We start from the raw sequence: 24,144 nt of genomic DNA, 5'->3' as shown, positions 1-24,144 counted from the left end.
TCAGCGAGCGGTGTCGTACTCGGCCGGGACCGCGAGGCGCTGCCCGGGCTCGACGCCCGCGCTCGAGAGCTGGTTGAGGGAGAGGATGTCGTCGACCACGTCGCGCGGGTCCGCCTGCGGGGCGAGCTCCTCGGCGAGCGACCAGAGCGACTCGCCCGCGTGAACGGTGACGTACTGGAACTCGACCGCAGCGGCGTCGCTCGACGCGACCGCTCCACCGCCGTTGAGCCCGAAGGCGAAGGCGCCCGCCACGATCGGCAGGGCCCCCAGAGCGGCCACCACGGCGCGGCCGCGGCGCGTGAGGCGCAGACGGGTGCGAACGATCCGCGCTTCGCCGAACGCGCTCATCGGCTCGGGAGCGGACGGCAGTACCTCGACGGGCCGAGCCGCGGACGAGCGCTGGAGCGGGCGGGAGGTGAGCTGTGCGGTCATGGGATCGCTCCTTTCAACAGGGATTCGGGGAGGCCCTCGGCCGGGAGGGCCGCCCCGAACGCCTGTACCGAACGTATCTTCGAACGACGGAGCGGTCAAGGGACCGTTCCGGCTGATCCGCGGGCGGACTCGCGCGCGACACACTCGAACGAATGTTCCGAGTCGTGAGTTCCGGCGGATACAGTTTCGAGAGCCTGGTCGTAGTAGAGCAGCGACCACCGACATTCCTTGTCGGGTCGCGACCGGGCGGGCGCGCACGCGGCGTGCGCACCGGGAAGAGGGAGCATCGTGAGCGACGCGCAGAGGGCCGGGACCCCGGCCGCCAAGACGAAGGCGGCCGCAGGCCGGCGCCGGAAGAGCCTGAGCGCCAAGCAGCTCGCGATCCTCGACGCGATCCAGCGCTCGGTGTCGAGCCGCGGCTACCCGCCGAGCATGCGCGAGATCGGCGACGCGGTCGGCCTCGCCTCGCTGTCGAGCGTCACCCACCAGCTCAACCAGCTCGAGCTCAGCGGCTACCTGCGCCGCGACCCGAACCGGCCCCGCGCCCTCGAGATCCTCATCGACGTCCCCAGCTCGACGGAGGACGACGGGTCGTTCGAGTCGACCGCGACGGTCGGCGACGCGGCGATGGTCCCTCTCGTCGGCCGGATCGCGGCGGGCGTGCCGATCATGGCCGACCAGCAGATCGACGAGGTGTTCCCGCTTCCCCGGCAGCTCGTCGGCAAGGGCGAGCTCTTCATGCTCAAGGTCGTCGGCGAGTCGATGATCGACGCCGCGATCTGCGACGGCGACTGGGTCGTGGTCCGCTCGCAGCGCACCGCCGAGAACGGCGAGATCGTGGCGGCCATGCTCGACGGCGAGGCCACCGTCAAGGTGCTGCGCCAGCGCGACGGCCACACCTGGCTGCTGCCCCGCAACTCCAACTTCGAGCCGATCCTCGGCGACGAGGCAGAGGTGCTCGGGAAGATCGTGGCGGTCCTCCGCTCGGTCTGACACCGGGCGTGCAGGAGGGGCCCGACCGGCGTGCAGCCGGTCGGGCCCCTCCTGCATTCGACGGGCACGGGCGATCGGGGCGCGCGCCCCTCCGTCGCGGTCACGGGAAGGCGGAGGAGGGCTGCCGACACGAGATCGCCGAACCCTCCGACCGCCGGAGCGGGTCGATGATGCGGGACGCCGCACCCCCTCCCGGATGCGCCGAGCGCCCGCCTCCCGGACGGGGAGACGGGCGCTCGGGTGGTGGCGATCAGGCCTGGACGGCCGCGCGCGGAACCGCGAACTCGGTGAGCGAGCCCGCCAGATCGGCGTGCACGAGGGCGACCACGTGGGTGCCGCCCTCGACGTACTGCGTCGACAGGATCCGGCCGCTGCGGTGCAGATGCGAGATCACGTCGCCCCGGTCGTACGGCACGAGCAGGTCGATCTCGACGTCCGGCTCGGGCAGGATCTCGGCGATCCGCGCCTCCAGCTCGTCGATGCCCTCGCCGCTGCGCGCCGACACGAAGACCGCGTCGGGAGCGAGACCGCGCAGCACCAGCCGCGTGCCCTCGTCCACCAGATCGGCCTTGTTGAAGGCGATGATCTCGGGGATGCTGCGGGCGCCCACCTCGCCGATCACGTCGCGCACGGTGGCGATCTGCCCGGCCGGATCGGGGTGGGAGGCGTCCACGACGTGGACGATCACATCGGAGTCCGCGACCTCCTCGAGCGTCGACCGGAAGGCCTCGACGAGCTGGTGCGGAAGCGCTCGCACGAAGCCGACCGTGTCGGCGAGCGTGTAGAGGCGCCCGTCCTTCGTCTGGGCCTTGCGGACGGTGGCGTCGAGGGTCGCGAAGAGCGAGTTCTCGACGAGGACGCCCGCGTGCGTCATCCGGTTCAGCAGGCTCGACTTGCCGGCGTTCGTGTACCCCGCGATCGCCACCGAGGGGACGGCGTTGCGCTTGCGGTTCGCGCGCTTGGCCTCGCGGGCGGGCTTCATCGCCGTGATCTGCTTGCGCAGGCGCGCCATGCGGGTGTGGATGCGGCGACGATCGAGCTCGATCTTCGTCTCACCCGGACCGCGCGAGCCCATTCCGGCTCCCGCGCCCACCTGGCCGCCGGCCTGGCGGGACATCGACTCGCCCCAGCCGCGCAGTCGCGGGAGCAGGTACTCGAGCTGCGCGAGCTCGACCTGCGCCTTGCCCTCGCGGCTCTTCGCGTGCTGGCTGAAGATGTCGAGGATCACCGCGGTGCGGTCGATCACCTTGACCTTCACCACGTCCTCCAGCGCGCGGCGCTGGCTCGGTGCGAGCTCGGTGTCGGCGACGACCGTGTCCGCGCCGAGGGCCGCGACGAGCCCCGCGAGCTCCTGAGCCTTGCCCTTGCCGAGGTAGGTGCTCGGATCGGGGTGCGGGCGGCGCTGGAGCAGGCCGTCGAGGACCGTCGCTCCCGCCGTCTCCGCGAGCGCTGCGAGCTCGTGCAGCGAGTTCTCCGCGTCCTCCAGCGAGTTCTGCGAGTACACGCCGATGAGCACGACGTTCTCCAGGCGCAGCTGGCGGTACTCGACCTCCGTGACGTCCTCGAGCTCGGTCGAGAGGCCGGCGACGCGTCGCAGCGCCTGCCGATCATCGCGGTCGAACTGCTCGCCGTCGCTGTTCTCGCCCTCGTGGCCGGCGCTCTGCAGCGCCTGGGCTCCACCCGCGACGAAGCGCGAGTACCCCGCCGAACGCGACTGCGCGTTCGCCAGGACCCTCGAGACGACGTCCACGGCCTCGGTCGTGTCGGTCTCGTTCAGGTCTTCCGTCATCCGGATAACACTAACTCCTCAGGTCTTGATAGGTTCACTTCTCATGGCCGCCGAGCACTACTTCTCGAGTACTCCCGACGGCGACCTCCGGCCCCGCAGGATCCAGGCCCGCCTGGCCGGTCGCGACCTCGAGGTCACGACGGCAGGAGGGGTGTTCAGCCCCGGTCACGTCGATCTCGGCACGCGCGTCCTGCTGGGCGCGGTGCCCGACGCCCCCGCTGACGGGGACCTGCTGGACCTCGGCTGCGGCTGGGGCCCGATCGCCCTCGCGCTCGCCCTTGCCTCCCCCGACGCCCGGGTGTGGGCGGTCGACGTCAACCAGCGGGCGCTCGAGCTGGTCCGTCGCAACTGCGAGGAACTCGGCGTCCTCAATGTCAACGCCGTGCTGCCCGAGGATGTTCCCGACGAGGTCCGCTTCCGCACGGTGTGGTCGAACCCGCCGATCCGAATCGGCAAGGAGGAGCTGCACCTCCTGCTCGAGCGCTGGCTGCCGCGGCTCGAGGAGGGCGCGGACGCCTGGCTCGTCGTGCAGCGCAACCTCGGCTCAGACTCGCTCCAGACCTGGCTGGGCGCCGCGTTCGCCGGGCGGCTCGACGTGGAGCGCGTCTCCTCGGCGAAGGGCTTCCGCGTGCTCCGGACGACCCGCCTGGCCTGACCGCGTCCTCAGTCGATCCGGATCGTCCCGGTGAAAACGAGGTCGGCCGGGCCGGAGAGCCCGACGTGCTCGCCCTCCTCCGACGCGAACATCGTCACGCCGAGCGTGCCGCCCGGGACCTCCACGCGCCAGGCCTGCGGAGCGCGCGCTCCCGCCCAGTAGCGCACCGCCAGTGCCGCCGCCGCGGCACCCGTGCCGCAGCTCAGGGTCTCGCCGCTGCCGCGCTCGTGCACGCGCATCCGGATCCGCCCGATCCCGTCGTGGACCAGGGGCTCGCCGGGAACCACGAACTCGACGTTCGCGCCGTCATCGGGCTCCGGGTCGAGCTGCGGGATGTAGGAGAGGTCGGCGGAGTCGAGCTCCTCGTCGTTGCTGAGGGCGACGACCACGTGCGGATTGCCGAGGTCGATCCCGAGACCGGGGCGCGCGACCTTGAGCTCCTTCGCCCGCACCAGGGGCTCGCCGCCCGCCAGCTCCCAGCGGCCGAGGTCGACCTGGAACCCGGCACCGCTGCGGGTGACGTCGCGGACGCCGGCGCGGGTGCCGATCGGCAGGGTGTCGCCGGGCTCGAGCGCCGCGAGGCCGCCCGCGAGCAGGAACGCGGCGTAGACGCGGATGCCGTTGCCGCACATCTCGGCGATCGAGCCGTCGGCGTTGCGGTAGTCCATGAACCACTCCGCCTCGCTCTCCTCGGCCAGAGCCGCGGCGCCCTCCGGGATCGCGCGGGAGCGGACGGCACGGATGACGCCGTCGGCGCCGACGCCGAAGTGGCGGTCGCAGATCATCGCGATCTGCGCGGGCGAGAGGTCGACCTCACCGTCCGGGTCGCTGAAGAGCACGAAGTCGTTGCCGGTGCCCTGGCCCTTGGTGAAGTGCAGCTCGATCGTCATGGCGCACAGCCTAGCGAGGAGCGGGAGCGGCGGCCTGGGCGGCGGCGTGCGCCCGCGACACCAGGTCCGGCGCGTCGTACGGGAGCCGGTGGGCGCCGGCGTAGCGCCGGAACCAGCTGTTCTGCCGACGTGCGTAGCGGCGCGTGAGCGCCTGCGTCGCCGCGATCGCCTCCTCCTCGCGGAGGACGCCGGCACGCTGGGCGAGCGCCTGGGCGTACCCGATGGCCCGCCCGGCTGTGACGCCGCGCTCCAGGCCGAGGGGGACGAGCCGCTCGACCTCGTCGAGCATCCCGGCCGCCCACATCCGCTCCACCCGCCGGTCGAGGCGCTGCACCAGCTCCTCCCGCGGAGCCTCGAGGGACAGGATCGAGGCGGGGCGCCACCGAACCGGCTCGTCGGACATCAGCGCGCTGTGCGTGCTCCCGCCGTTCAGCTCCGCGATCTCGAGCGCGCGGACGATGCGCCGGGCGTTGTGCGGACCGATCCGCTCGGCCACTCCGGCGTCGATCCGGCGCAGCCGCTCGACGAGGGCGCCCAGGCCCTCCCGCTCGGCGGTCTCCTCGAGCCGGCGCCGGACGGCCGGGTCGGTGCCCGCGAACGAGAACTCGAAGACGACGCTGGAGACGTACAGGCCGGAGCCCCCGACCAGGATCGGCGTCGCCTCGCGCGCCAGCACGCTCTCGATCACGCGCCGCGCCTCGCTCTGGTAGCGGGCGACAGACGCCTCCTCCGTCACGCCGAGGACGTCGAGCAGATGGTGCGGGACGCCCCGCCGCTCGTCGGCGCGCAGCTTCGCGGTGCCGATGTCCATCCCGCGGTAGAGCTGCATCGCGTCGGCGTTCACGATCTCAGCGGCGCCGCCGTCCTGCCGGATCGCCTCGGCGAGCTCGAGCGAGAGGTCGGACTTGCCCGTGCCGGTCGCGCCGACGACCGCGATGAGCTCCGGCGCGGTATCGGGGGCTCCGGTCTCAGCGCTCGCCATCGAGGGCGTCGTAGATCGGCGTCGTCAGCGTGCCGGCGTCGCGCACGCGCAGCGACGGCAGGCCCAGCGAGACCCGGGGCGCCCCGCTCGCGCCCGGGGCGGCCGGAACTCCGCAGGACTCGGTCTGCGCCCGGTCCCAGGCGTCGCCCGCGCGGGTGCGGCGGATGCGGAGCGGCGCGCCGTCGGGCGAATCCGCCAGGAGGTAGAAGGGGGCGGCACGGGTGACCCGGACGGAGACCACGTCTCCGGGACGCGGCTGCTCGGAGCCCTCGGGCACGTCGAAGTGCACCAGACGGCTGTCCTCGGCGCGTCCGCTCAGCCGGTGCGTCTCCGTGTCGCGGCGGCCCTCGCCGGTCGCGACGAGGACCTCGACCTCTCGGCCGACGACCGCGCGGTTCTCCTGCTCGCTGATCGCGTCCTGCAGGGCGACGAGCCGCTCGTAGCGCTCCTGGACGACCGCCTTGGGGATCTGGTCGGGCAGCGTCGCGGCCGGGGTGCCGGGCCGGATGGAGTACTGGAAGGTGAAGGCGGAGGCGAAGCGGGCCGTCTCGACCACCCGCAGGGTCTCCTGGAAGTCGGCCTCCGTCTCGCCGGGGAAGCCCACGATGATGTCGGTGCTGATCGCCGCGTGCGGGATGCGATCGCGGACCCGGTCGAGGATCCCGAGGAACTTCTCGGAGCGATAGGAGCGGCGCATCGCCTTGAGGATGCGGTCGGAGCCGGACTGGAGCGGCATGTGCAGCTGCGGCATCACCGCCGGCGTCTCGGCCATGGCGTCGATCACGTCGTCGGTGAAGGCCGCGGGATGGGGGCTCGTGAAGCGGATCCGCTCGAGCCCGTCGATGGTGCCCGCCGCGCGGAGCAGCTTCGAGAACGCCTGGCGATCGCCGAACTCGACGCCGTAGGAGTTCACGTTCTGGCCGAGAAGGGTGACCTCGATCGCGCCGTCGTCCACGAGCGCCTGGATCTCGGCGAGCACGTCGCCGGGACGCCGGTCCTTCTCCTTGCCGCGGAGCGAGGGGACGATGCAGAAGGTGCAGGTGTTGTTGCAGCCGACCGAGATCGAGACCCAGCCGCTGTAGGTCGAGTCGCGCTTCGTGGGGAGCGTGGAGGGGAAGACATCGAGCGATTCGAGGATCTCGAGCTGCGCCTCGTCGTTGTGGCGGGCGCGCTCGAGCAGGCTAGGTAGGGCGCCCATGTTGTGCGTGCCGAAGACCACGTCGACCCACGGGGCGCGGTCGAGGATGACGTTCTTGTCCTTCTGCGCGAGACAGCCGCCGACCGCGATCTGCATCCCCTCGTGTCGGCGCTTCACCGACGCGAGGTGGCCGAGGTTGCCGTAGAGCTTGTTGTCGGCGTTCTCGCGCACCGCGCAGGTGTTGATCACGACGACGTCGGCCTCGGCTCCATCGGCGGACACGTAGCCCGCCGCCTCGAGCGAACCGCTCAGCCGCTCGGAGTCGTGCACGTTCATCTGGCACCCGAACGTACGGACCTCGTAGGTCCTCGGCCGGGTCTCGGCGACGGGCGACGGGGCGGTACCGAGCGTGCTCATGGTGTGGGATTCTACGCTCCGGTCGGACCGCTCCCGGCCCGCCGTGTCAGCGGAAGCGGACGCTCGACCCCGGCTTGCGGATCGTCTCGCGGACGACGCGCTGCACGAGTCCGCCGGCGTAGCCGCGGCGCGCGAGGAATCCCGTGAGCCGGCGCTCGGCGACCTCGTCGGAGAGAGAGCGCAGGCTCGGCAGGCGCTTGCGCGCGAGCTCGAGCGCCGTGCGGTACTCGTCGTCGCCGTCCAGCTCGTCGAGCGCTGACGCGATCGCCTCGGGGTCGATCTTCCGCGCGCGCAGCTCCTGCTGGATGGAGGAGCGGCCGAGCTTCTTGCGGTCACGGAGCGAGACGACCAGCTGCTCCGCCATGCGGAGGTCGTCGAGGTAGCCGAAGCGCGTGAAGCGCTCGAGGATCTCGAGGGCGTCCTTCTCGGCGACGCCCTCCGTGTAGAGGCGCGCCTCGACCTCGGCGACCGAGAGGCTCTTGCGGGAGAGCCCCCGTACGATCCGATCCGCGACCTGCTCGGGATCGATCTCCTCCGGGATCTCGATCGCGTCGTCGTCGTCCTCGTCGTCCGCGTTCTCGACGAACGCCGGCGCGCGCCGGGCGACATGAGCCGAGAGCTCGGCGATCCGCTCGGAGGCCGGAGACGCGGCGCCCCCGACGGCGGAGCCTTCCGACCCGCCTGCGGCCGCCCCGGGAGCACTGGTACGCGGCGTTCCGGCTCCGGACGGATCCGGAAGCGACCCGGCCCCGTCGGCGTCCGGCGCCGCCGGAGCCCAGCCGTCGTCGCCCGCCGCACCCCGGTCGACCCAGGGCAGGAAGGCCACGGGGCGGCCCTTCGCCCCCTCCGCGGCCTTCTCCGCCACGGGCTAGGCGCCCTTGCGCACGGGCTGCTTGGTCTCGATCGCGACCGGCGCGGCCTCGACGGCCGCGTTCGGGTCGACGATCACGCCGAGCTTGACCAGGATGCGCTTCTCGATCTCGGCGGCCACATCGGGGTTGTCGATGAGGAACTGGCGCGCCTTCTCCTTGCCCTGACCGAGCTGGTCGCCGTCGTAGGTGTACCAGGCGCCCGACTTGCGGACGATCTCGTGCTCGACGCCGAAGTCGATCAGGCTGCCCTCGCGGGAGATGCCGACGCCGTAGAGGATGTCGAACTCGGCCTGCTTGAAGGGCGGGGCCATCTTGTTCTTCACGACCTTGACGCGCGTGCGGTTGCCGACCGCGTCGGTGCCGTCCTTCAGCGTCTCGATGCGGCGGATGTCGAGGCGGACCGACGCGTAGAACTTGAGCGCCTTGCCGCCCGCCGTGGTCTCGGGGCTTCCGAAGAAGACGCCGATCTTCTCGCGCAGCTGGTTGATGAAGATCATCGTGGTGTTCGTGGTGTTCAGTCCGCCGGTCAGCTTGCGCAGCGCCTGGGACATGAGGCGCGCCTGCAGGCCGACGTGGGAGTCGCCCATCTCGCCCTCGATCTCGGCACGCGGCACGAGGGCCGCGACGGAGTCGATCACGATGAGGTCGATCGAGCCCGAGCGCACGAGCATGTCGGCGATCTCGAGCGCCTGCTCTCCGGTGTCGGGCTGCGACACGAGGAGGGAGTCGATGTCGACGCCGAGCTTCTTGGCGTACTCGGGGTCGAGCGCGTGCTCCGCGTCGATGAAGGCGGCGATGCCGCCGTTGCGCTGCGCGTTCGCGATCGCGTGCAGGGTGAGGGTGGTCTTTCCGGAGGACTCGGGGCCGTAGATCTCGACGATGCGGCCGCGCGGGAGCCCGCCGATCCCGAGCGCGACGTCGAGCGCGATCGAACCGGTCTGGATCACCTCGACGGGAGCGCGGTCGTCGCTGCCGAGGCGCATGACGGCGCCCTTGCCGAACTGGCGGTCGATCTGGGCGAGTGCGGTCTCGAGGGACTTCTCGCGGTCGGAGGAACTGGGCATGGCCGTCTCGCTCTCGTGTTCGTGGTGGTGTCGCCTACAGGCTGTCGCGACATGCCGGTGGCTGTCGGAGTGACAGTGCCGGCCGGCTGCGACAAGGCGGTGAAGCAGGTCCGTTCAGGTGTCTCCGACGGTACGCCCGACCACCGACATCGGGGCCGAGCGAGAGCGACTCCGTGGAGACGGAGCCGATCCTGCTTCTGTGGAGGAGCCTAGACCCGTTCGAACACGGATTCGAGCACCAGCCGTCGGCGTGTCGAACACGGCTTCGGCGACGGGAGCGTCAGCGGTGGCGCTTCCGCGGATCCACGCCGTGCCACCGGGCCTCCGGGACGTCGTTGGCGCGGCAGAGGGCGAGCCAGACCTCGCGCGGCTCCGATCCGTCCGCGAGGGCGCGCTCGGCGGTGCGGCCCCCGAGCTCGGTCAGCACGAGGTCCGAGACCAGGACACGGGCGTAGGCGCCGCCGAACTCGTCGTCCACCAGCTGCCGGAACTCGCTCAAGCGCATGCGTCCACGGTAGCCGCTGCCCGGAAGCCGCACTCCCCCGGGAACGCCGAAGGGCGCCCGGCCGGAGCCTGGGCGCCCTTCGCGTGGAACGGGTGCGGTGAGTGGAGGGGACGGAATCCGACTACTGCGTGACGAGGTCCGCGTCGAAGCCGGCGACCATGTCGGCCGGGATGGTGTCGGGGATGGTGTCGATGCCCTCGATGACGGCGAGACGATCGCCGACCTCGCGCATGATCACCGAGATGGGGGTGTCGAGGGCGTCGGCGACAGAGGCGAGGATCTCCGAGGAGGCCTCCTTCTGACCGCGTTCGACCTCGCTCAGGTAGCCGAGCGCAACGCTCGCCTTGCTCGCCACCTGACGGAGCGTACGACCTTTCTGCAGGCGAAAGTCCCTGAGGACATCGCCGATCTCCTGACGAACTAGAACCACTGGACCCTCCTTCTCCACGTCAACCGCATGTCGTGCACCTGCACCGCGAGCACGAGCGCCGGAGATTCCGGAGCGGGTGATCGGGGGGCTGGGACGAGAGAACCGGATAGCTGTTCACTACCCGGTTCGTATGGTGTCGACTCTAATACCGGATGACTGGACTTTGCGTGTGAGCGACACCAGTTGTAACCGGGCCGCAATGCGGCGCATTCCGATTCCCGAAGGGCCCCGGCTGGGTATCCGCCTCATGGGCCGCGGGAGATCAGCTCCGCGCCGAGGGCAAGAGCCGCGTCGACCGAGGCGGCGCGGATCGCGGCGCGGTCTCCGTCGAACCGGTGCTCACGGACGAGCTCGTCCTCGCCGAGGACGGCCGCCACGAAGACGGTGCCGACGGCCGCATCCCCCTGCGGATCCGGACCGGCGACCCCCGTCGTCGCCAGGCCGAGCGTCGGACGCCCGTCGGCTGCGAGCCGCGAGGACGCTCCGCGCGCCATCTGCACGGCGACTCCGGGATCGACGGGACCCCGCTCGCCGAGAACGCGCGCGTCGACCCCGAGGAGCCGGTCCTTGAGGTCGGTGGCATAGCTCACCACTCCCCCGCGGTACACGGCGGAGGCGCCGGGCACCTCCACGAGGGCGGAGCTGAGCGCGCCGCCGGTGAGCGACTCCGCGACGGCGAGGTCGACACCCCGCCGCCGGAGCTCGGCGATCAGCTGCGCGGCCGTCACCGCGTCGACCGGGCGGCCCGGCTCTGGCGGGCGGCGTCGGCGAGGTAGTCGATCCCGGTGGCGACCGTGAGCACCACCGCGGCCGTCATCGTGATGCCGTTCAGCCAGTGGACCCACTCGCCGAGGACGGCCCAGAGCGGCAGCAGAGCAAGGGAGATCGCGATCGACTGCACGATCGTCTTGAGCTTGCCGCCCCGCGACGCCGGGATCACCCGGTCCGAGAGCACGGCCATCCGGAACACGGTGATGCCGATCTCGCGCACGAGGATGACGATCGTCACCCACCACGGCAGCTCCGCGAGGATCGAGAGCCCGACGAGCGCCGCGCCGGTGAGCACCTTGTCGGCGATCGGATCCAGGAGCTTGCCGAGATCGGTCACGAGGCCCCGGCTCCGGGCGATGTGCCCGTCGATGCCGTCCGTGGCGATAGCGACGATGAAGAGGAGCGCCGCGGCGATCCGGATCCCGCCGTCCTGCCCCCCGTCGGCCAGCAGGAGCCAGAAGAAGACGGGCGCCAGCAGGATCCGGACGACCGTGATCGCGTTCGGCAGGTTCCAGTTGCCCGACGCGGCCGGAGCCGGTGCGGTGGGGTGGGTCATCGTGCTCCGCCGTTCCTCGCAGTGCGGGCGACCGGGACGGTCACTCGCGTCCCGTCAGCGTCCAGGCGTCCTCGCCGGACCCCTCGTCGTCGTCGTGGTAGTCGGTGGCGGCGGGCCCCGTCGGCTCGGCCAGCGGATCCGCATACGGGTCCGGGGCGACCGAGGACGTCGCGGCCGGCCCCTCGCCCGGGTCCTCGCCGCGCATCCGCGCGAGGACGCCCGGCAGCTGCTCGGCGGTGACCAGCACGTCGCGGGCCTTCGACCCCTCGGAGGGGCCGACGACCTCGCGCGACTCGAGCAGGTCCATCAGTCGGCCGGCCTTGGCGAAGCCGACGCGGAGCTTGCGCTGCAGCATCGAGGTCGAGCCGAACTGCGTGCTGACGACGAGCTCGGCCGCCGCGACCAGCAGCTCGAGGTCGTCCCCGATGTCGGAGTCGATCTCCTTGCGCTGCGCCTGCACGGTGATGTCCTGGCGGTACTCGGGCTGCGCCTGACGGGTGACGTGCTCGACGACCTTCGCGATCTCGTCCTCGCGGACCCAGGCGCCCTGGACGCGCATCGGCTTGTTGGTGCCCATGGGGAGGAAGAGGCCGTCGCCCTGCCCGATGAGCTTGTCGGCTCCCGGCTGGTCGAGGATGACCCGCGAGTCGGTCACGCTGGTCACCGCGAAGGCGAGGCGGCTGGGCACGTTCGCCTTGATGAGGCCGGTCACCACGTCGACGCTCGGCCGCTGCGTGGCCAGCACGAGGTGGATGCCCGAGGCGCGCGCGAGCTGGGTGATGCGCACGATCGAGTCCTCGACGTCGCGCGGGGCGACCATCATCAGGTCGGCGAGCTCGTCGACCACCACGAGGAGGTACGGGTACGGCTTGAGGACGCGGCTGCTGCCCGCGGGGAGCTTGATCTCGTCGGCGCGGACGGCCGCGTTGAAGTCGTCGATGTGGCGGAACCCGAACGACGCCAGGTCGTCGTAGCGCATGTCCATCTCCTTCACGACCCACTGCAGCGCCTCGGCGGCCTTCTTGGGGTTCGTGATGATCGGAGTGATCAGGTGCGGCACTCCGCCGTAGATGGTGAGCTCCACGCGCTTGGGGTCGATCAGGACCATGCGCACGTCCTGCGGGCGCGCGCGCATCAGCAGGCTCGTGATCATCGAGTTGACGAAGCTGGACTTGCCGGAGCCGGTGGAGCCGGCGACCAGGAGGTGCGGCATCTTGGCGAGGTTCGCCACGACGTAGCCGCCCTCGACGTCCTTGCCGACGCCGATGGTCATCGGGTGCGTGGACGTCGTCGAGGCCGGCGAGCGGAGGACGTCGCCCAGCGAGACGATCTCGCGGTCCGTGTTGGGGATCTCGACGCCGATCGCGCTCTTGCCCGGGATCGGGGAGAGGATCCGGACCTCGTTGCTGGCGACGGCGTAGGAGAGGTTCTTGCTGAGCGCGGTGACGCGCTCGACCTTGACGCCGGGGCCGAGTTCGATCTCGTAGCGGGTGACGGTCGGGCCGCGGGAGAAGCCGGTGACCGTCGCATCCACGTTGAACTGCTGCAGCACCTCGGTGATGGCGCGGACCATCTCGTCGTTGGCCGCCGAGCGCGCCTTGGAGGGCGTACCCGTCGAGAGGGCGGCCGCCGAGGGGAGGCGGTACGGCGCGTCGTCCTCGAACGAGGAGTCGAAGCCGGCGGTCGGGTCCTCCTCGGCGAGGGGCGCGATCGGGCCGGTCTCGATGACGGGCGGGATCGGGACGGCGGGCGCCACGTCGAGGCGGTCGAGCCGGATGACCTCGGTCGCGTCGTCGTCGACCACACCGGTCGCGCCGCGGGGAGCGCCCGTCTGCTCGAAGCGGGCGAGCGCGGCCTCGGCGGTCTCGGCCTCGGCCAGCACCTCGGTGGCGTAGGAGCGGGTCGGCGGGTGGGCCTCGTCGTCGCGCTCCTCGAGCGCGGTGTCGAAGCCCTTCGCGCGGCCGCGGGCGGGCGCGGTGCCCTCGAGCACCTCGGTGAAGGAGTCGATCGGGAGCTCGGTCTGCACGGTCGGCTCGTCCTCGCGCCCGGACTCGGTGCGCCGCCACCAGGGCAGCTCTCCGCCGTCCTGCTGCGCGTCCTCCTCCTGCTCGGCCTCCGCCTTCGCCGCGGCCTTGGCGGCGGCCCGCTCGGCCTTGAGGCGGGCGCGCTCCTCGTCGTCGAGCACGGGGGCGCCGAAGAGGTAGCCGTAGAGCTCCCGCGAGCGCGCGCCGATGCGGTTCGGCGGGGTCTTGGTGATGATGAACAGCGACAGCAGGATCACGAGCGACAGCAGCACGGTCGCGCCGGGGACGGTGGCGATCGCCGCGAGCGGAGCGCCTACCAGCCAGCCGAGGACGCCTCCCGCTGCCGCCATGGTCTCGATGCCCTGGCCGGGCTGCGGCAGGCCGAGGTGCGCGTGGCAGATGCCGGCGGAGGCGACGAGCAGCGTGATGACGCCCACGCCGATCCGTCCGTTGTCGTCGACGGACCGGGGGTGCCGGAAGAGCCAGAGGGAGAAGAGGAGCAGGACGACCGGCAGCACGTAGGCGACACGGCCGAAGAAGCCGCCGAAGCTCCACGCGTCGAGCACCAGGGCGACCGGGTCGGTCGCGAGGAACCACTCGACGACCGCGCCCGCGACGGCCAGCAGCAGCAGCAGGAAGGGGACGCCGTCGCGGCGCTCCTCCTTCGCCAGCCGCTCGGGACCGAGGGCGCGCGCGGCGCCGCCCGCGAGGTGGGCCAGCGCCATCCAGAGCCGCACGGCGGGGTTGGTGCGCGGGGCGGACTCGAAGGCCACCGTCTTCGTCTCGGCGGCCGCCTTGCCCGAGCCCCGGCCGGATCGCGGCGCGCCGGAGCGCGGAGTCGCGCTGCCGCGCCCGCGCGAGGTCGTCTTGGTACTGGTCGCCATGAGGCCACCGTACCCGCCGCCCCCGTCAGGGCCGGTGACCCGCGCCGCGACGGCCGGCGCTGACCCGCCGCCGGCCGGGAGGCTCAGGCCTCGATGACGAGCGGCACGATCATGGGCCGGCGGCGGTAGGAGGTGTTGACCCAGCGGCCGACGACGCGACGGACGGCCTGCGACAGCGCGTGCTGGTCGCTCGCCCCGTTCCGCACCGCCTCCTCGAGCGCGGCCGCGATCCGCGGCTTGACCTCGTCGAAGACGCTGTCGTCCTCCGCGAAGCCCTTCGCGTGGATCTCGGGGCCGACGACGATCCGCCCCGTGCCCGCCTCGACCACCACGATGATCGAGATGAAGCCCTCCTCGCCGAGGATCCGCCGGTCCTTGAGGTCGGCGTCGGTGATCTCGCCCACCGACGATCCGTCGACGTAGACGAACCCCAGGTCGAGCCGTCCGACGACGGTCGCCCTGCCGTCGAGCAGGTCGATCACGGTGCCGTCCTCGGCGATGATCGTGTTCTCCTCCGCGATCCCGGTCTCGCGCGCGAGCTGCGCGTTCGCGACCAGGTGCCGGTACTCGCCGTGCACCGGCATCACATTCAACGGCTTGAGGATGTTGTAGCAGTAGAGGAGCTCGCCGGCCGCGGCGTGCCCGGACACGTGCACCTTCGCGTTGCCCTTGTGCACGACGGTCGCTCCGAGCCGGGTGAGCCCGTTGATGACCCGGTACACCGCGTTCTCGTTGCCGGGGATGAGGCTGGAGGCGAGGATCACGGTGTCACCCTCCCCCGGCTCGATCTGGTGATCGAGGTTGGCCATCCGGCTGAGGACGGCCATCGGCTCGCCCTGCGACCCGGTGGACATGTAGACGATCCTGTCCTCGGGGACGTCGCCCGACTTCTTCATGTCGACCAGGACTCCCGGAGGGACGTGCAGGTAGCCGAGATCCGCGGCGATGCGCATGTTGCGGACCATGGAGCGGCCGAGCAGCGCCACGCGGCGGCCCGTGGCGTGAGCCGCGTCGAGCACCTGCTGCACCCGGTGCACGTGGCTGGAGAAGCTCGCGACGATGACGCGGCGGGTCGCCCTGGCCATGACGCTCTCGATGACCGGGCCGATGTCGCGCTCGCTCGGCGTGAAGCCGGGGACGTCGGCGTTGGTGGAGTCGACCATGAACAGGTCGACACCCTCCTCGCCGAGGCGGGCGAAGGCGCGCAGGTCGGTGATCCGGCCGTCGAGCGGCAGCTGGTCCATCTTGAAGTCGCCGGTGTGCAGCACCGAGCCCGCGTCGGTGACGATCGACACTGCCAGCGCGTCCGGGATCGAGTGGTTCACGGCGACAAACTCGAGCTCGAAGGGCCCGAGGTTCTCGACGTCGCCCTCCTTCACCGTGAGCGTGTACGGCGTGATCCGGTGCTCCTTGAGCTTCGCCTCGACGAGGGCGAGCGTGAGGGTGGAGCCGATCAGCGGGATGTCGCGCTTCAGGCGGAGCAGGTAGGGGACGGCGCCGATGTGGTCCTCGTGGCCGTGGGTGAGGACCACTCCGACGATGTCGTCGAGCCGGTCCCGGATGGGCGTGAAGTCCGGGAGGATCAGGTCGACGCCCGGCTGGTCCTCCTCCGGGAAGAGCACGCCGCAGTCGACGACCAGGAGCCTGCCGTCGATCTCGAAGACGGTCATGTTGCGGCCGATCTCGCCGAGGCCGCCGAGGGGGATGATCCGGAGCGTTCCCGGAGCGAGCGGGGCGGGGATGATCACGGGACCGGGCATGCGCCCTCCTTCTCCAGCGGTGCTTTCTCGGGACGTGCCGCTCGGGCTCAGCGGGTGGTGCCGGCGACCTTCGGGAGGGCGCCGCCGGCCGCGGCGTTGCGGTCGGGCCGGAAGTTGCGGAAGTCGACGCCCGGGATGTCGCGGACCAGGCCGAGCTCGTCCTCGATGAGCGCCGCCTCCGACTCCTCCGGGCCGACCAGGGGCAGCCGCACGCGCGGCGAGGAGATGCGGCCGAGGCCGTGCAGGATGTACTTCGCGGCGACGGTCCCGGGGACGTGCGTCATCACGGCGCGCACGAGCGGCTCGAGCTGCTGGTGCGCGCGGGTGGCCGCGTGGAGGTCGCCCGCGTTCACGGCGTCGACGATCGTGCGGTACGGCGCGGCGGCGATGTTCGCGGTGACGCCGATGAGCCCCGTGGCGCCGATGGCGAGCTCGGGGAGCACGTTCGCGTCGTCGCCGCAGAAGTACATCAGGTCGGTCTGGTTGAGCACGCGGCTGACCTCGGAGAGATCGCCCTTCGCGTCCTTCACGGCCAGGATGTTCGGATGCTTGGCCGCCCGCAGGATCGTCTCGTAGCGGATCGGCACGCCGGTGCGGCCGGGGATGTCGTAGAGGATCACCGGCAGGTCCGTCGCATCCGCGATCATCCGGAAGTGGGTGAGCACGCCCGCCTGCGTGGGCTTGTTGTAGTACGGGGTGACGATCATGTTGCCGTCGGCGCCGGCCTTCTCGCTCTGACGGGCGAGCTGCATGGCGTGGGCGGTCTCGTTCGAGCCGCCTCCCGTGATGATCTTCGCGCGGCCCCCGGCGACCGAGCGGCCGACCTCGACGAGGCGGATCTTCTCCGGGTCGGTCAGGGTGCTGGTCTCGCCCGTGGTCCCGGTGACCACGATGCCGTCCGCGCCCGCTGCGATGCAGTCGTCGATGTGCTTCTCGACACCGGGCCAGTCGACCTCGCCGTCGGCGGTGAACGGGGTGACCAGGGCGACCAGGACCTGGCCGAAGGGATTCTCCGGAGTTGACACGCTGCCAGGGTAGCGGGTCGCCGCCGCGCCGCCGGGAGGAGCTTTCCGGAGCCGCCCGCGCGGACGGCAGCAGGCGGATCGGGCGGGACGGCCCGCTCGTCCTCGCCGGGCGGCGGGCTACGGGGCGACGCGGCCGTTCGCTGTGAAGGCGGCGGCCGTGAGGGGCATCAGCTCCTGGAAGTGCGTCTCCATCTGCTCGGCCGCCATCTCGATCTCGCGCTGCGGGAAGGAGGGGAACGTCGAGTCCTCGCGCTTGGTGCGCAGGGAGAGGAAGTTCATCAGCGAGCGGGCGTTGAGCGTGACGTACATCGACGAGTAGATGTTCAGGGGGAGGACGATCCGGGCGACCTCGCGGGCGACGCCCTCGCCGAGCATCCGCCGGTACGACTCGTAGGCCTGCGTGCTGACGCGGCGCGTCTCCTCGGCGACGAGCTCGGCCTGCTCCGCGGTGCCGGGCTCGAAGGAGTAGGCGCCGGGCTTGCCGACCTGCACGAGGTTGCGGCGGGGGCCGGGCACGTAGAAGACCGGGCGGAGCTCGCGGTAGCGGCCCGACTCCTCGTTGTAGGAGGCGATGCGGTGCCGCATGAACTCGCGGAAGACGAAGATCGGCGCCTGCACGTAGAAGGTCATCGAGTTGTGCTCGAACGGCGAGCCGTGGCGGTCGCGCATGAGGTAGTTGATCAGGCCGCGGTCGCGCTTGCGCTGCAGCTCGGCGTCGGACTCCTCGCCGTCGAGCGCCTCGGCGAGCGTCTTCTCGCCCTGGGTCGAGACGCGGGCCGCGAACAGCACGTCGGAGTCGTGGGCGCTCGCGCGGACCAGCTCGACGACGACATCGCTGCGGAAGACGGGCGCGTTCTCGTCGGATCCGCTGCTCGTCGGCTCGGGGCGTGGGCTCGTCTGCTCGGTCACGGCATCGAAGCCTAGACCACCGGCCTCGTCCCCTCTTCCTCTCGGCAGCCTCTCCCCCGGTTCCCGCCTCCTCCGGGCGAGCGCTGCTCCCGCGACGCGCTCGGCCGGCTCCCGGGCGTGAGGCTCTAGGCTGGGTCCGCTTCGCGGGCGGCCCGCGACCGGCTCCGGGAGGCACCATGAGCGACTCATCCGCACGGCACTCCGACCACGACGGGACCACGGACTCCGGCTCGCCGCGGCGCGCCGCGCGCACGCCGGGCGAGCAGGTGTCGACGCCGTCCGAGCTGCCCTCGGCCCGGCCGGACGCGTCCGCTCCCCGGCTCCGCGTCCTGATCTCGGGCGCCAGCGGGATGATCGGCTCCGAGCTGACCCGCCAGCTGCGCGCCGAGGGGCACGAGATCCTGCGCCTGGTGCGCCACGCGCCGTCGAGCCCGGACGAGTTCCACTGGGCGCCCACCTCGCACATGCTCGACTTCAGCGTGCTCGACCGCGTCGACGCCGTGATCAACCTCTCCGGCGCCTCGATCAGCCGCCTGCCGTGGACCGCGTCCTACAAGCGGGAGATCCTCGACTCGCGGATCCAGTCCACGCAGACCCTCACCGACGCGATGCGGATGTCCTCGACCCCGCCGACGACGCTGATCAACGCCTCCGCGGTCGGCTACTACGGAGACCGGCCGGGCGAGGAGCTCACCGAGCAGTCCTCGCGTGGCGACGGATTCCTCGCCGATGTCGTCGACCGCTGGGAGAAGGCCGCCCACCTCGCGCCCGAGGCCACGCGGGTGGTCACCGCTCGCACCGGGCTCGTCCTCGGCGACGGCGGCGCGCTCAAGCCGCTCCTGCCCCTGACGAAGCTCGGTCTCAGCGGACCCCTCGGCAGCGGCAACCAGGCCTGGCCCTGGATCAGCCTCTACGACGAGGCCGCGGCGATCCGCCACCTGCTCACGTCCTCGCTCTCGGGCCCGGTGAACCTCGCCGGACCGGTGCCGGCGACCGCGAACGACGTGATGCGCACCCTCGCCGAGCAGCTGCACCGCCCGTTCAAGCTGGCCGTCCCCGAGAAGATCATCGAGCTCGCGCTGCGCGACGCCGGGCACGAGCTCCTGCTCTCGAGCCAGCGCCTGGTCCCCCAGCGGCTGCTCGACGACGGCTTCGAGTTCCGCCACCGCACGGTCGGCGCGGCGCTGGAGTGGGTGCTCGCCTGATCCCGGCCGCCCGAGCGGTCCTCGCCCGGAGAGCCGCGCTCGAGTCGCGGCCGAGCGGTCAGGCCGGAGCCTCGTGCTCCAGCGCGATGGCCCGGCGGATGGCGCCTCGGGCGCGCTTGCGGTCGCCGCTGGCGTCGTAGGCGAGGCCGAGGCGGTACCAGGCGCGCCAGCTCCCGGGCTGCGCGTCGACCTCCTCCGCGTACTGCGGGAACAGCGCGTCCGCCTCCTCCCGGAGCGGACGCCCGCTGGCCCGCGAGTCGAGGACCTCCTGCGGCAGCGCGTTCTCGCCCTCCAGCCGACGGGCCAGCTTCTCGGCGCGGAGCCCGAACAGCAGCTCGCGCACGAGCCCCCAGACGCCGACGGCGCCGAGGATCAGCAGGCCGACGCCCATCACGATGCCGGGCACCGTCGCCGCGGCGAAGGCGACGACGGAGTACTGCAGGCAGACGAACAGGTAGAGGGCGAGCAGGACCGCCATCAGGACGACGCCGATGCGGGTCCTCACGGGGTGCTCGTCGCTGCGGCGGCCTGGCCGGACGGAGCCCGGTCGATGACGGGCTGCTCGTCGACCGGCCGCTCGGCGAGAGGCGCGGCGTCGAAGGCGGCGCGCAGGTCGATCAGCGCGTCGAGGCCCACCACCACGCCCGTGGTCGTCCGGACCGCGTCGAGAGCGCGCAGGACGCCCTGCTCGTAGGAGGCCTGCGAGGTGGTGTCGTGCCGGATGGTGACCGTCTCGCCGGTGCCGCCGAAGACGACCTCCTGGCGCGCCTCCACTCCGGGCAGGCGGAGGCTGTGGACCGGGACGCTCGCGACCTGCTGGCCGCGGGCCCGCTGGTCGGTGTGCGGAGCCTGCACCGGACCGAGCTCGGCCCGGGCGCGCAACAGCAGCTCGGCCGTGCGGACCGCGGTCCCGGAGGGCGAGTCGACCTTGCGGGCGCCGTGGGTCTCGACGATCTCGGCTGCGTCGAAGAAGCGCGCGGCCACGGTGGCCAGCGCGGTCGCGAGCACCGAGCCCAGCGAGAAGTTGGGGATGATCACGACGCCGGCCTCCGGCTGCTCGGCGACGCTGCGCCGGAGGGCCGCGATCCGGTCGCCGGTCCAGCCGGAGGTGCCGACGAGCACCTTCCTCCCGTTGGCCACGGCGAAGTCGACGATCTGCTGGCTGACGGCCGGCACGGTCATGTCGACGACGACGTCGGCCGCGAGCATCTCGGCGGGATCGCTCCGCGAGCCGAGCCGCGCGACGAGCGAGAACTCGCTCGACGCCTCGATGAGCGAGCAGGTGAACGAGCCGAGTCGGCCGGACGCGCCGACCACGGCGACGGAGGTAGTCACCGACTCAGCGTAGCCCGCGGCTCAGTACGGCTGGGCCTCGGGCAGGCCGGTGCGCAGCTCCACGGGCAGGTGCGAGAGGTCGTTGTGCACGACGAGCACCGGCGGCTTGCGGGAGCGGACGCGGATGATCGTCAGCCCGCAGTTGGCCTGGTTGAGGCCCAGCCACCGCCAGTCGGGAGCGTCGAACACGTGGCGGACGAACCAGCCGATCACGAAGTTGTGGGTGATGAGGAGGTCGTGGCGGTCCTCGCGCGACGGCGCCAGGAACTCGGCCACCGCGTCCTGCATCTGCGCGTGCCCCGCCTCGATCTCGGCCGCGGTGACGCTGCCGAAGAAGGGCTCGAACGCCTTGGGCATGTCCGGGGTCGGCCCCGAGGGGATGCAGTCGAACAGCAGCGAGGACGGCTGGAGCGGCAGGCTCGGCAGAAGCGTCTGGAAGCGTGCGGCCGTCTCCTCGGCCCGGCGCAGCGGGGAGTGCCACGCTCCCGTGAAGGGGACTCCGCCGAGCCGCTCGGCGATGAGCCTCGCCTGGCGCTCACCACGGGCCGAGAGCGGGCCGTCCGGCATGCCGTGCTCGGCGTCCTGCTGCTCGCCGTGGCGGACGAGGTAGATGTAGTGGGACACGGGGTCCTCCCTGGTGCGGCGCGGCGGTGCGCGGTCAGCGGGCGTTCGACGATCGGATCAGATCGCGGAGGCGCTCTCGATCCCGGCGATCCCGGCGAAGGCCGACTCGTCGACCGCGCCGACGGCCGAGATCGACGACGGCCCCCGGGCCAAGTCTGCCGCGAGTGCCTGGACGTCCTCCGCGCCGACGAGGGCGAGTCGGCGCAGGCTCTCGTCGAGGTCGACGAACTCGCCGAAGGTCAGCTCGGCGCGTCCGAGGCGCGACATCCGGGTGTCGGAGTCCTCCAGCGCGAGCGCCGCCGCTCCCGAGAGCTGGCCGCGGGCGCGGGCGAGCTCGTCGTCGGTGACGCCGTCCTCGGCGAGGCGGTGGAACTCGGTGAGCAGGAGCTCGGCGACCGTCCCCGCCTTCGCCGGGGTGCACGCGGCGTAGAGCCCGAAGAGGCCCGCGTCCGAGTAGGACGGGGCGAAGGAGTAGACGGAGTAGGCGAGGCCGCGCTTCTCGCGCACCTCCTGGAACAGCCGCGAGGACATGCCGCCGCCGAGGATCGAGTTGAGGACGCCCATCGTCATCCGCCGCTCGTCGCCCGCGGCGAGACCGGGGAAGCCGACCAGCAGGTTCGCCTGCTCGGTGGGGCGGTGCACCACCGACAGGGCGCTGCCGCGGGTGTAGGACGCACGGCCGCCGACGCGCCGCTCGACGGGCGGGGCCGCCGTGCCGAGGTCCCAGCCGTCGGCGACGAGGACCCGCTGGAGCAGCGCGACGAGCGCCTCGTGGTCGACGGCGCCGGCGACGGTGATCACCACGTCTCGCGGGCGGTAGGCGGCGCGGTAGTGCGCCCAGACCGCGTCCCGGGTGGCCTCGCCGATGGTCGCGGCGGTGCCCCCGATCGGGCGGCCCAGCGGGTGGTCGCCGAACACGGCCTCGAACAGCTTCTCGCCCGCCACGTCGGCCGGATCGTCGTCCGCCATCGCCAGCTCCTCGAGGATGACCCCGCGCTCGGTCTCGAACTCGTCCGGATCGATCAGGCTCGAGGTCACCATGTCGGCGATCACCTCGACCGCCATCGGGAGGTCGCGGTCCTGGATCTTGGCGTAGTAGCAGGTGTACTCCTTGGCGGTGAGAGCGTTGTGCTCCCCGCCCACGGAGTCGAAGGACACGGCGATGTCGAGGGCGGACCGCTTCTGCGTGCCCTTGAACAGCAGGTGCTCGAGGAAGTGCGTCGAGCCGACGTTGGAGGGCACGGCGGGCTCGCCCGCGGTCGCGGGGCGGCCGGGCCGCTCGTCGCGAGAACCCGCGGCGACCCAGAAGCCGATCGTGGCGCTGCGGGCGCCGGGCACCGATTCGCTGAGGATGCGGACACCGCTCGGGAGGACGGAGCGGCGGACCGTGGATCCGCCTGCGGCCCGGACTGACGTCTCCGGCTGGTCGAGGGGCAGTGCGACTCCGTGGTTCATCGTGCCCACCCTAGGCCACCGCGACGGCGGCCCGAGCCGGGCTGTCGCGCCGTGGCGGGAGAGGTGCCTGGGGCGTCGCGGACGGGCGCGGTCAGCGGCGCGCGCGCTCCAGCGCGGCCAGGTGTCCGGGGTCGAGCTCGAGCGAGACCGCGCGCACCAGCGCGTCCACGTCGGCGGGCGAGCGCGGGGCGACCGTCGCGGCGGTCAGGCGCGGCCGGCCGAGCAGCCAGGCCAGGGCGACGGCGGCGGGAACGGCCGAGAGCTCGGCGCCGATCGCGTCGAGGACGGCGAGGACCCGGCGTCCGCGGCGCCCGAGGTGGGCGGCGGCGAGTGCCCCGTCGGGCAGGCGGCCGAGCTCGCGGCGGGTGCGCTCGGCGCCGCGGAGGAACCCGTGGGCGAGGGGGACGGTCGCGAGCAGGGCGAGTCCCTGGCCTGCGGCGACGAGGCCGAGGTCGCCCTCCGAGCCGGGCCGCTCGAGCAGGTTCCAGCGGACCTCCGCGCCGGCGAGGCGGGGCAGCCCGTGGGCGGCCAGGACGCGCGCCTCGAACAGCTCCTCCGGAGAGAATCCGGAGGCGACCACCGACCGCACCAGCCCGCGCGCCAGCAGCACGTCGACAGCGCTGAGGAGCTCGTCGAGGCGTCCGGCCCCGTCGGGGCGGACCGCCAGCACATCGAGGCGATCGGTGCGGAGGCGGCGCAGCGCCCCCTCGACACGGTCCACCAGCGCACGTGGCGTCGCGGGGGCGCCGACCGGAGCGGCGAAGCGGCCGATCAGGAGGAAGCGGTCCCGGTCGCGGTGTCCGGCGGGCCAGCCGCCGACGCCCTCCGCGAGGCTCGAGTCGGTGACGACGACGCCGTTGCCGCCCCACGCCGCGTAGCGCTCGAGCAGCCCGGCACCGTCGTCGCGGCCGAGGGCCGCCGCGTCGAGCACGAAGGGGAAGAGGTCGTGGCCGGAGTCGCCCATCGGCCGGCGGTGCGAGGGTGCGACGGCGGTCGGCTCGACGGGGCCGGTCTCGGCGAGGACGCCGCTCGAGGACGCTGCGCGGGAGGCCGCGGGCGAAAGCGGGACGGCACTGTGACGGGGAGCCCGCACGACGGCGCCGGTCCTGTCCCTGGGCACGCCACCACTCTCCCTGCGGCGGCTCGGGTCCCGCCAGGGGAGAGAGTATCCGAGCGCCGGAGCCGCCACTCCGCCGGGTCGCGCACGGTTCACCAGATCGTTACACGGGCGCCGCCGGCAGGGTCGACTCGCGCCGGCGAGCGGTGCGGCGGGCCCCTCCGTGTCGGCCGTCCGGGCTAGATTCGCGACCATGGACTCCGCCGCCCCGACCCCCTCCGACGATGCCCGCGCCGCCCTGCTCGCCGTCGACGGCTCCGACGTCCTTCGAGACGAGGTTGATCACGTCCATCCGGAAGCCGTCCACTCCGC

The 24,144-nt window shown here is 72.3% G+C and carries 24 protein-coding genes; 3 read left to right on the top strand and 21 right to left on the bottom strand.

From position 1 onward, the window contains the following. Entirely contained in the window at nucleotides 1–432 is a 432-nt protein-coding gene (locus C5C10_RS12100) for a LysM peptidoglycan-binding domain-containing protein (RefSeq protein WP_308470716.1), read from the bottom strand. 288 nt (nucleotides 433–720) lie between these two features. Here C5C10_RS12100 and lexA point away from each other — a divergent pair, with 288 nt between their 5' ends. Then, on the top strand, nucleotides 721–1,425 hold the full coding sequence (lexA, locus tag C5C10_RS12095; RefSeq protein WP_104224482.1) for a transcriptional repressor LexA: 705 nt from the start codon (nucleotides 721–723) through the stop codon (nucleotides 1,423–1,425). 250 nt (nucleotides 1,426–1,675) lie between these two features. Here lexA and hflX read toward each other — a convergent pair whose 3' ends face one another. Beyond that, a complete protein-coding gene (gene hflX, locus C5C10_RS12090) occupies nucleotides 1,676–3,214 on the bottom strand; it encodes a GTPase HflX (RefSeq protein WP_104224481.1) in 1,539 nt (512 codons plus the stop codon). Between the two features lie 43 nt (nucleotides 3,215–3,257). Between hflX and C5C10_RS12085 the strand changes: the two genes are divergently transcribed. Continuing rightward, nucleotides 3,258–3,869, top strand: coding sequence for a class I SAM-dependent methyltransferase (locus C5C10_RS12085; protein ID WP_104329336.1), 612 nt, complete (start codon nucleotides 3,258–3,260; stop codon nucleotides 3,867–3,869). An 8-nt stretch (nucleotides 3,870–3,877) separates the two neighbouring features. Here the strand turns inward: C5C10_RS12085 and dapF are convergent, their stop codons facing one another. From dapF to thyX, 13 genes are all read right to left on the bottom strand, one after another. Next, complete coding sequence (gene dapF, locus C5C10_RS12080) at nucleotides 3,878–4,759, bottom strand: diaminopimelate epimerase (RefSeq protein WP_104329335.1); 882 nt, start codon at nucleotides 4,757–4,759, stop codon at nucleotides 3,878–3,880. Between the two features lie 10 nt (nucleotides 4,760–4,769). Beyond that, nucleotides 4,770–5,741 carry a tRNA (adenosine(37)-N6)-dimethylallyltransferase MiaA gene (gene miaA, locus C5C10_RS12075; RefSeq protein WP_104329334.1) on the bottom strand — a complete coding sequence of 324 codons (972 nt, stop codon included), beginning with the start codon at nucleotides 5,739–5,741 and terminating at the stop codon, nucleotides 4,770–4,772. Next, a complete protein-coding gene (miaB, locus tag C5C10_RS12070; protein WP_104329333.1) occupies nucleotides 5,728–7,296 on the bottom strand; it encodes a tRNA (N6-isopentenyl adenosine(37)-C2)-methylthiotransferase MiaB in 1,569 nt (522 codons plus the stop codon). The genes miaA and miaB overlap by 14 nt, the downstream gene beginning before the upstream one ends. Nucleotides 7,297–7,342: 46 nt before the next feature. Next, the gene (locus C5C10_RS12065; RefSeq protein ID WP_181073453.1) at nucleotides 7,343–8,122 is read right to left on the bottom strand and encodes a regulatory protein RecX; all 780 of its coding nucleotides are present in this window, start codon (nucleotides 8,120–8,122) and stop codon (nucleotides 7,343–7,345) included. A gap of 42 nt (nucleotides 8,123–8,164) precedes the next feature. Beyond that, the gene (gene recA, locus C5C10_RS12060) at nucleotides 8,165–9,232 is read right to left on the bottom strand and encodes a recombinase RecA (protein WP_104224475.1); all 1,068 of its coding nucleotides are present in this window, start codon (nucleotides 9,230–9,232) and stop codon (nucleotides 8,165–8,167) included. A 280-nt stretch (nucleotides 9,233–9,512) separates the two neighbouring features. Beyond that, entirely contained in the window at nucleotides 9,513–9,737 is a 225-nt protein-coding gene (locus tag C5C10_RS12055) for a DUF3046 domain-containing protein (protein ID WP_104329331.1), read from the bottom strand. Between the two features lie 121 nt (nucleotides 9,738–9,858). Continuing rightward, nucleotides 9,859–10,167 (bottom strand): helix-turn-helix domain-containing protein, encoded by a 309-nt coding sequence (locus C5C10_RS12050; RefSeq protein ID WP_068207524.1) that lies wholly within the window; start codon nucleotides 10,165–10,167, stop codon nucleotides 9,859–9,861. 245 nt (nucleotides 10,168–10,412) lie between these two features. Beyond that, nucleotides 10,413–10,895 carry a CinA family protein gene (locus C5C10_RS12045; protein ID WP_104313488.1) on the bottom strand — a complete coding sequence of 161 codons (483 nt, stop codon included), beginning with the start codon at nucleotides 10,893–10,895 and terminating at the stop codon, nucleotides 10,413–10,415. Continuing rightward, nucleotides 10,892–11,494: a CDP-diacylglycerol--glycerol-3-phosphate 3-phosphatidyltransferase gene (gene pgsA, locus C5C10_RS12040; RefSeq protein WP_104226303.1), complete on the bottom strand. Its 603-nt coding sequence runs from the start codon at nucleotides 11,492–11,494 to the stop codon at nucleotides 10,892–10,894. Before pgsA ends, C5C10_RS12045 begins: the two co-directional genes overlap by 4 nt. Before the next feature lie 40 nt (nucleotides 11,495–11,534). Next, on the bottom strand, nucleotides 11,535–14,402 hold the full coding sequence (locus C5C10_RS12035) for a DNA translocase FtsK (protein WP_104329330.1): 2,868 nt from the start codon (nucleotides 14,400–14,402) through the stop codon (nucleotides 11,535–11,537). 83 nt (nucleotides 14,403–14,485) lie between these two features. Next, nucleotides 14,486–16,162 carry a ribonuclease J gene (locus tag C5C10_RS12030; protein ID WP_104224470.1) on the bottom strand — a complete coding sequence of 559 codons (1,677 nt, stop codon included), beginning with the start codon at nucleotides 16,160–16,162 and terminating at the stop codon, nucleotides 14,486–14,488. A 47-nt stretch (nucleotides 16,163–16,209) separates the two neighbouring features. Continuing rightward, entirely contained in the window at nucleotides 16,210–17,187 is a 978-nt protein-coding gene (gene dapA / locus C5C10_RS12025; RefSeq protein ID WP_104224469.1) for a 4-hydroxy-tetrahydrodipicolinate synthase, read from the bottom strand. A 117-nt stretch (nucleotides 17,188–17,304) separates the two neighbouring features. Continuing rightward, a complete protein-coding gene (gene thyX, locus C5C10_RS12020) occupies nucleotides 17,305–18,006 on the bottom strand; it encodes an FAD-dependent thymidylate synthase (RefSeq protein ID WP_258060561.1) in 702 nt (233 codons plus the stop codon). Nucleotides 18,007–18,272: 266 nt separating this feature from the next. On the opposite strand from thyX, the gene C5C10_RS12015 reads away from it, so the two are divergent. Further along, on the top strand, nucleotides 18,273–19,301 hold the full coding sequence (locus tag C5C10_RS12015) for a TIGR01777 family oxidoreductase (protein ID WP_104329329.1): 1,029 nt from the start codon (nucleotides 18,273–18,275) through the stop codon (nucleotides 19,299–19,301). Nucleotides 19,302–19,359: 58 nt separating this feature from the next. Here C5C10_RS12015 and C5C10_RS12010 read toward each other — a convergent pair whose 3' ends face one another. The 6 genes from C5C10_RS12010 to C5C10_RS18080 form a co-directional block, all read right to left on the bottom strand. Further along, on the bottom strand, nucleotides 19,360–19,806 hold the full coding sequence (locus C5C10_RS12010) for a hypothetical protein (RefSeq protein WP_104250175.1): 447 nt from the start codon (nucleotides 19,804–19,806) through the stop codon (nucleotides 19,360–19,362). Beyond that, nucleotides 19,803–20,636: a 4-hydroxy-tetrahydrodipicolinate reductase gene (gene dapB, locus C5C10_RS12005; protein WP_104233262.1), complete on the bottom strand. Its 834-nt coding sequence runs from the start codon at nucleotides 20,634–20,636 to the stop codon at nucleotides 19,803–19,805. Before dapB ends, C5C10_RS12010 begins: the two co-directional genes overlap by 4 nt. Before the next feature lie 21 nt (nucleotides 20,637–20,657). After that, a complete protein-coding gene (locus tag C5C10_RS12000; protein WP_104224462.1) occupies nucleotides 20,658–21,260 on the bottom strand; it encodes a histidine phosphatase family protein in 603 nt (200 codons plus the stop codon). Nucleotides 21,261–21,317: 57 nt separating this feature from the next. Continuing rightward, complete coding sequence (locus C5C10_RS11995; RefSeq protein WP_104224504.1) at nucleotides 21,318–22,715, bottom strand: pitrilysin family protein; 1,398 nt, start codon at nucleotides 22,713–22,715, stop codon at nucleotides 21,318–21,320. A 91-nt stretch (nucleotides 22,716–22,806) separates the two neighbouring features. Then, nucleotides 22,807–23,835 (bottom strand): aldo/keto reductase, encoded by a 1,029-nt coding sequence (locus C5C10_RS11990; RefSeq protein WP_146082161.1) that lies wholly within the window; start codon nucleotides 23,833–23,835, stop codon nucleotides 22,807–22,809. Nucleotides 23,836–23,935: 100 nt separating this feature from the next. Next, nucleotides 23,936–24,144, bottom strand: a 209-nt coding sequence (locus C5C10_RS18080; RefSeq protein WP_219813260.1) for a hypothetical protein, incomplete at its 5' end; no start/stop codon positions are given.

Source organism: Rathayibacter sp. AY1A3, assembly GCF_002930975.1.
Lineage (GTDB): Bacteria > Actinomycetota > Actinomycetes > Actinomycetales > Microbacteriaceae > Rathayibacter.
This window is presented reverse-complemented; position numbering and strand designations above follow the sequence as displayed.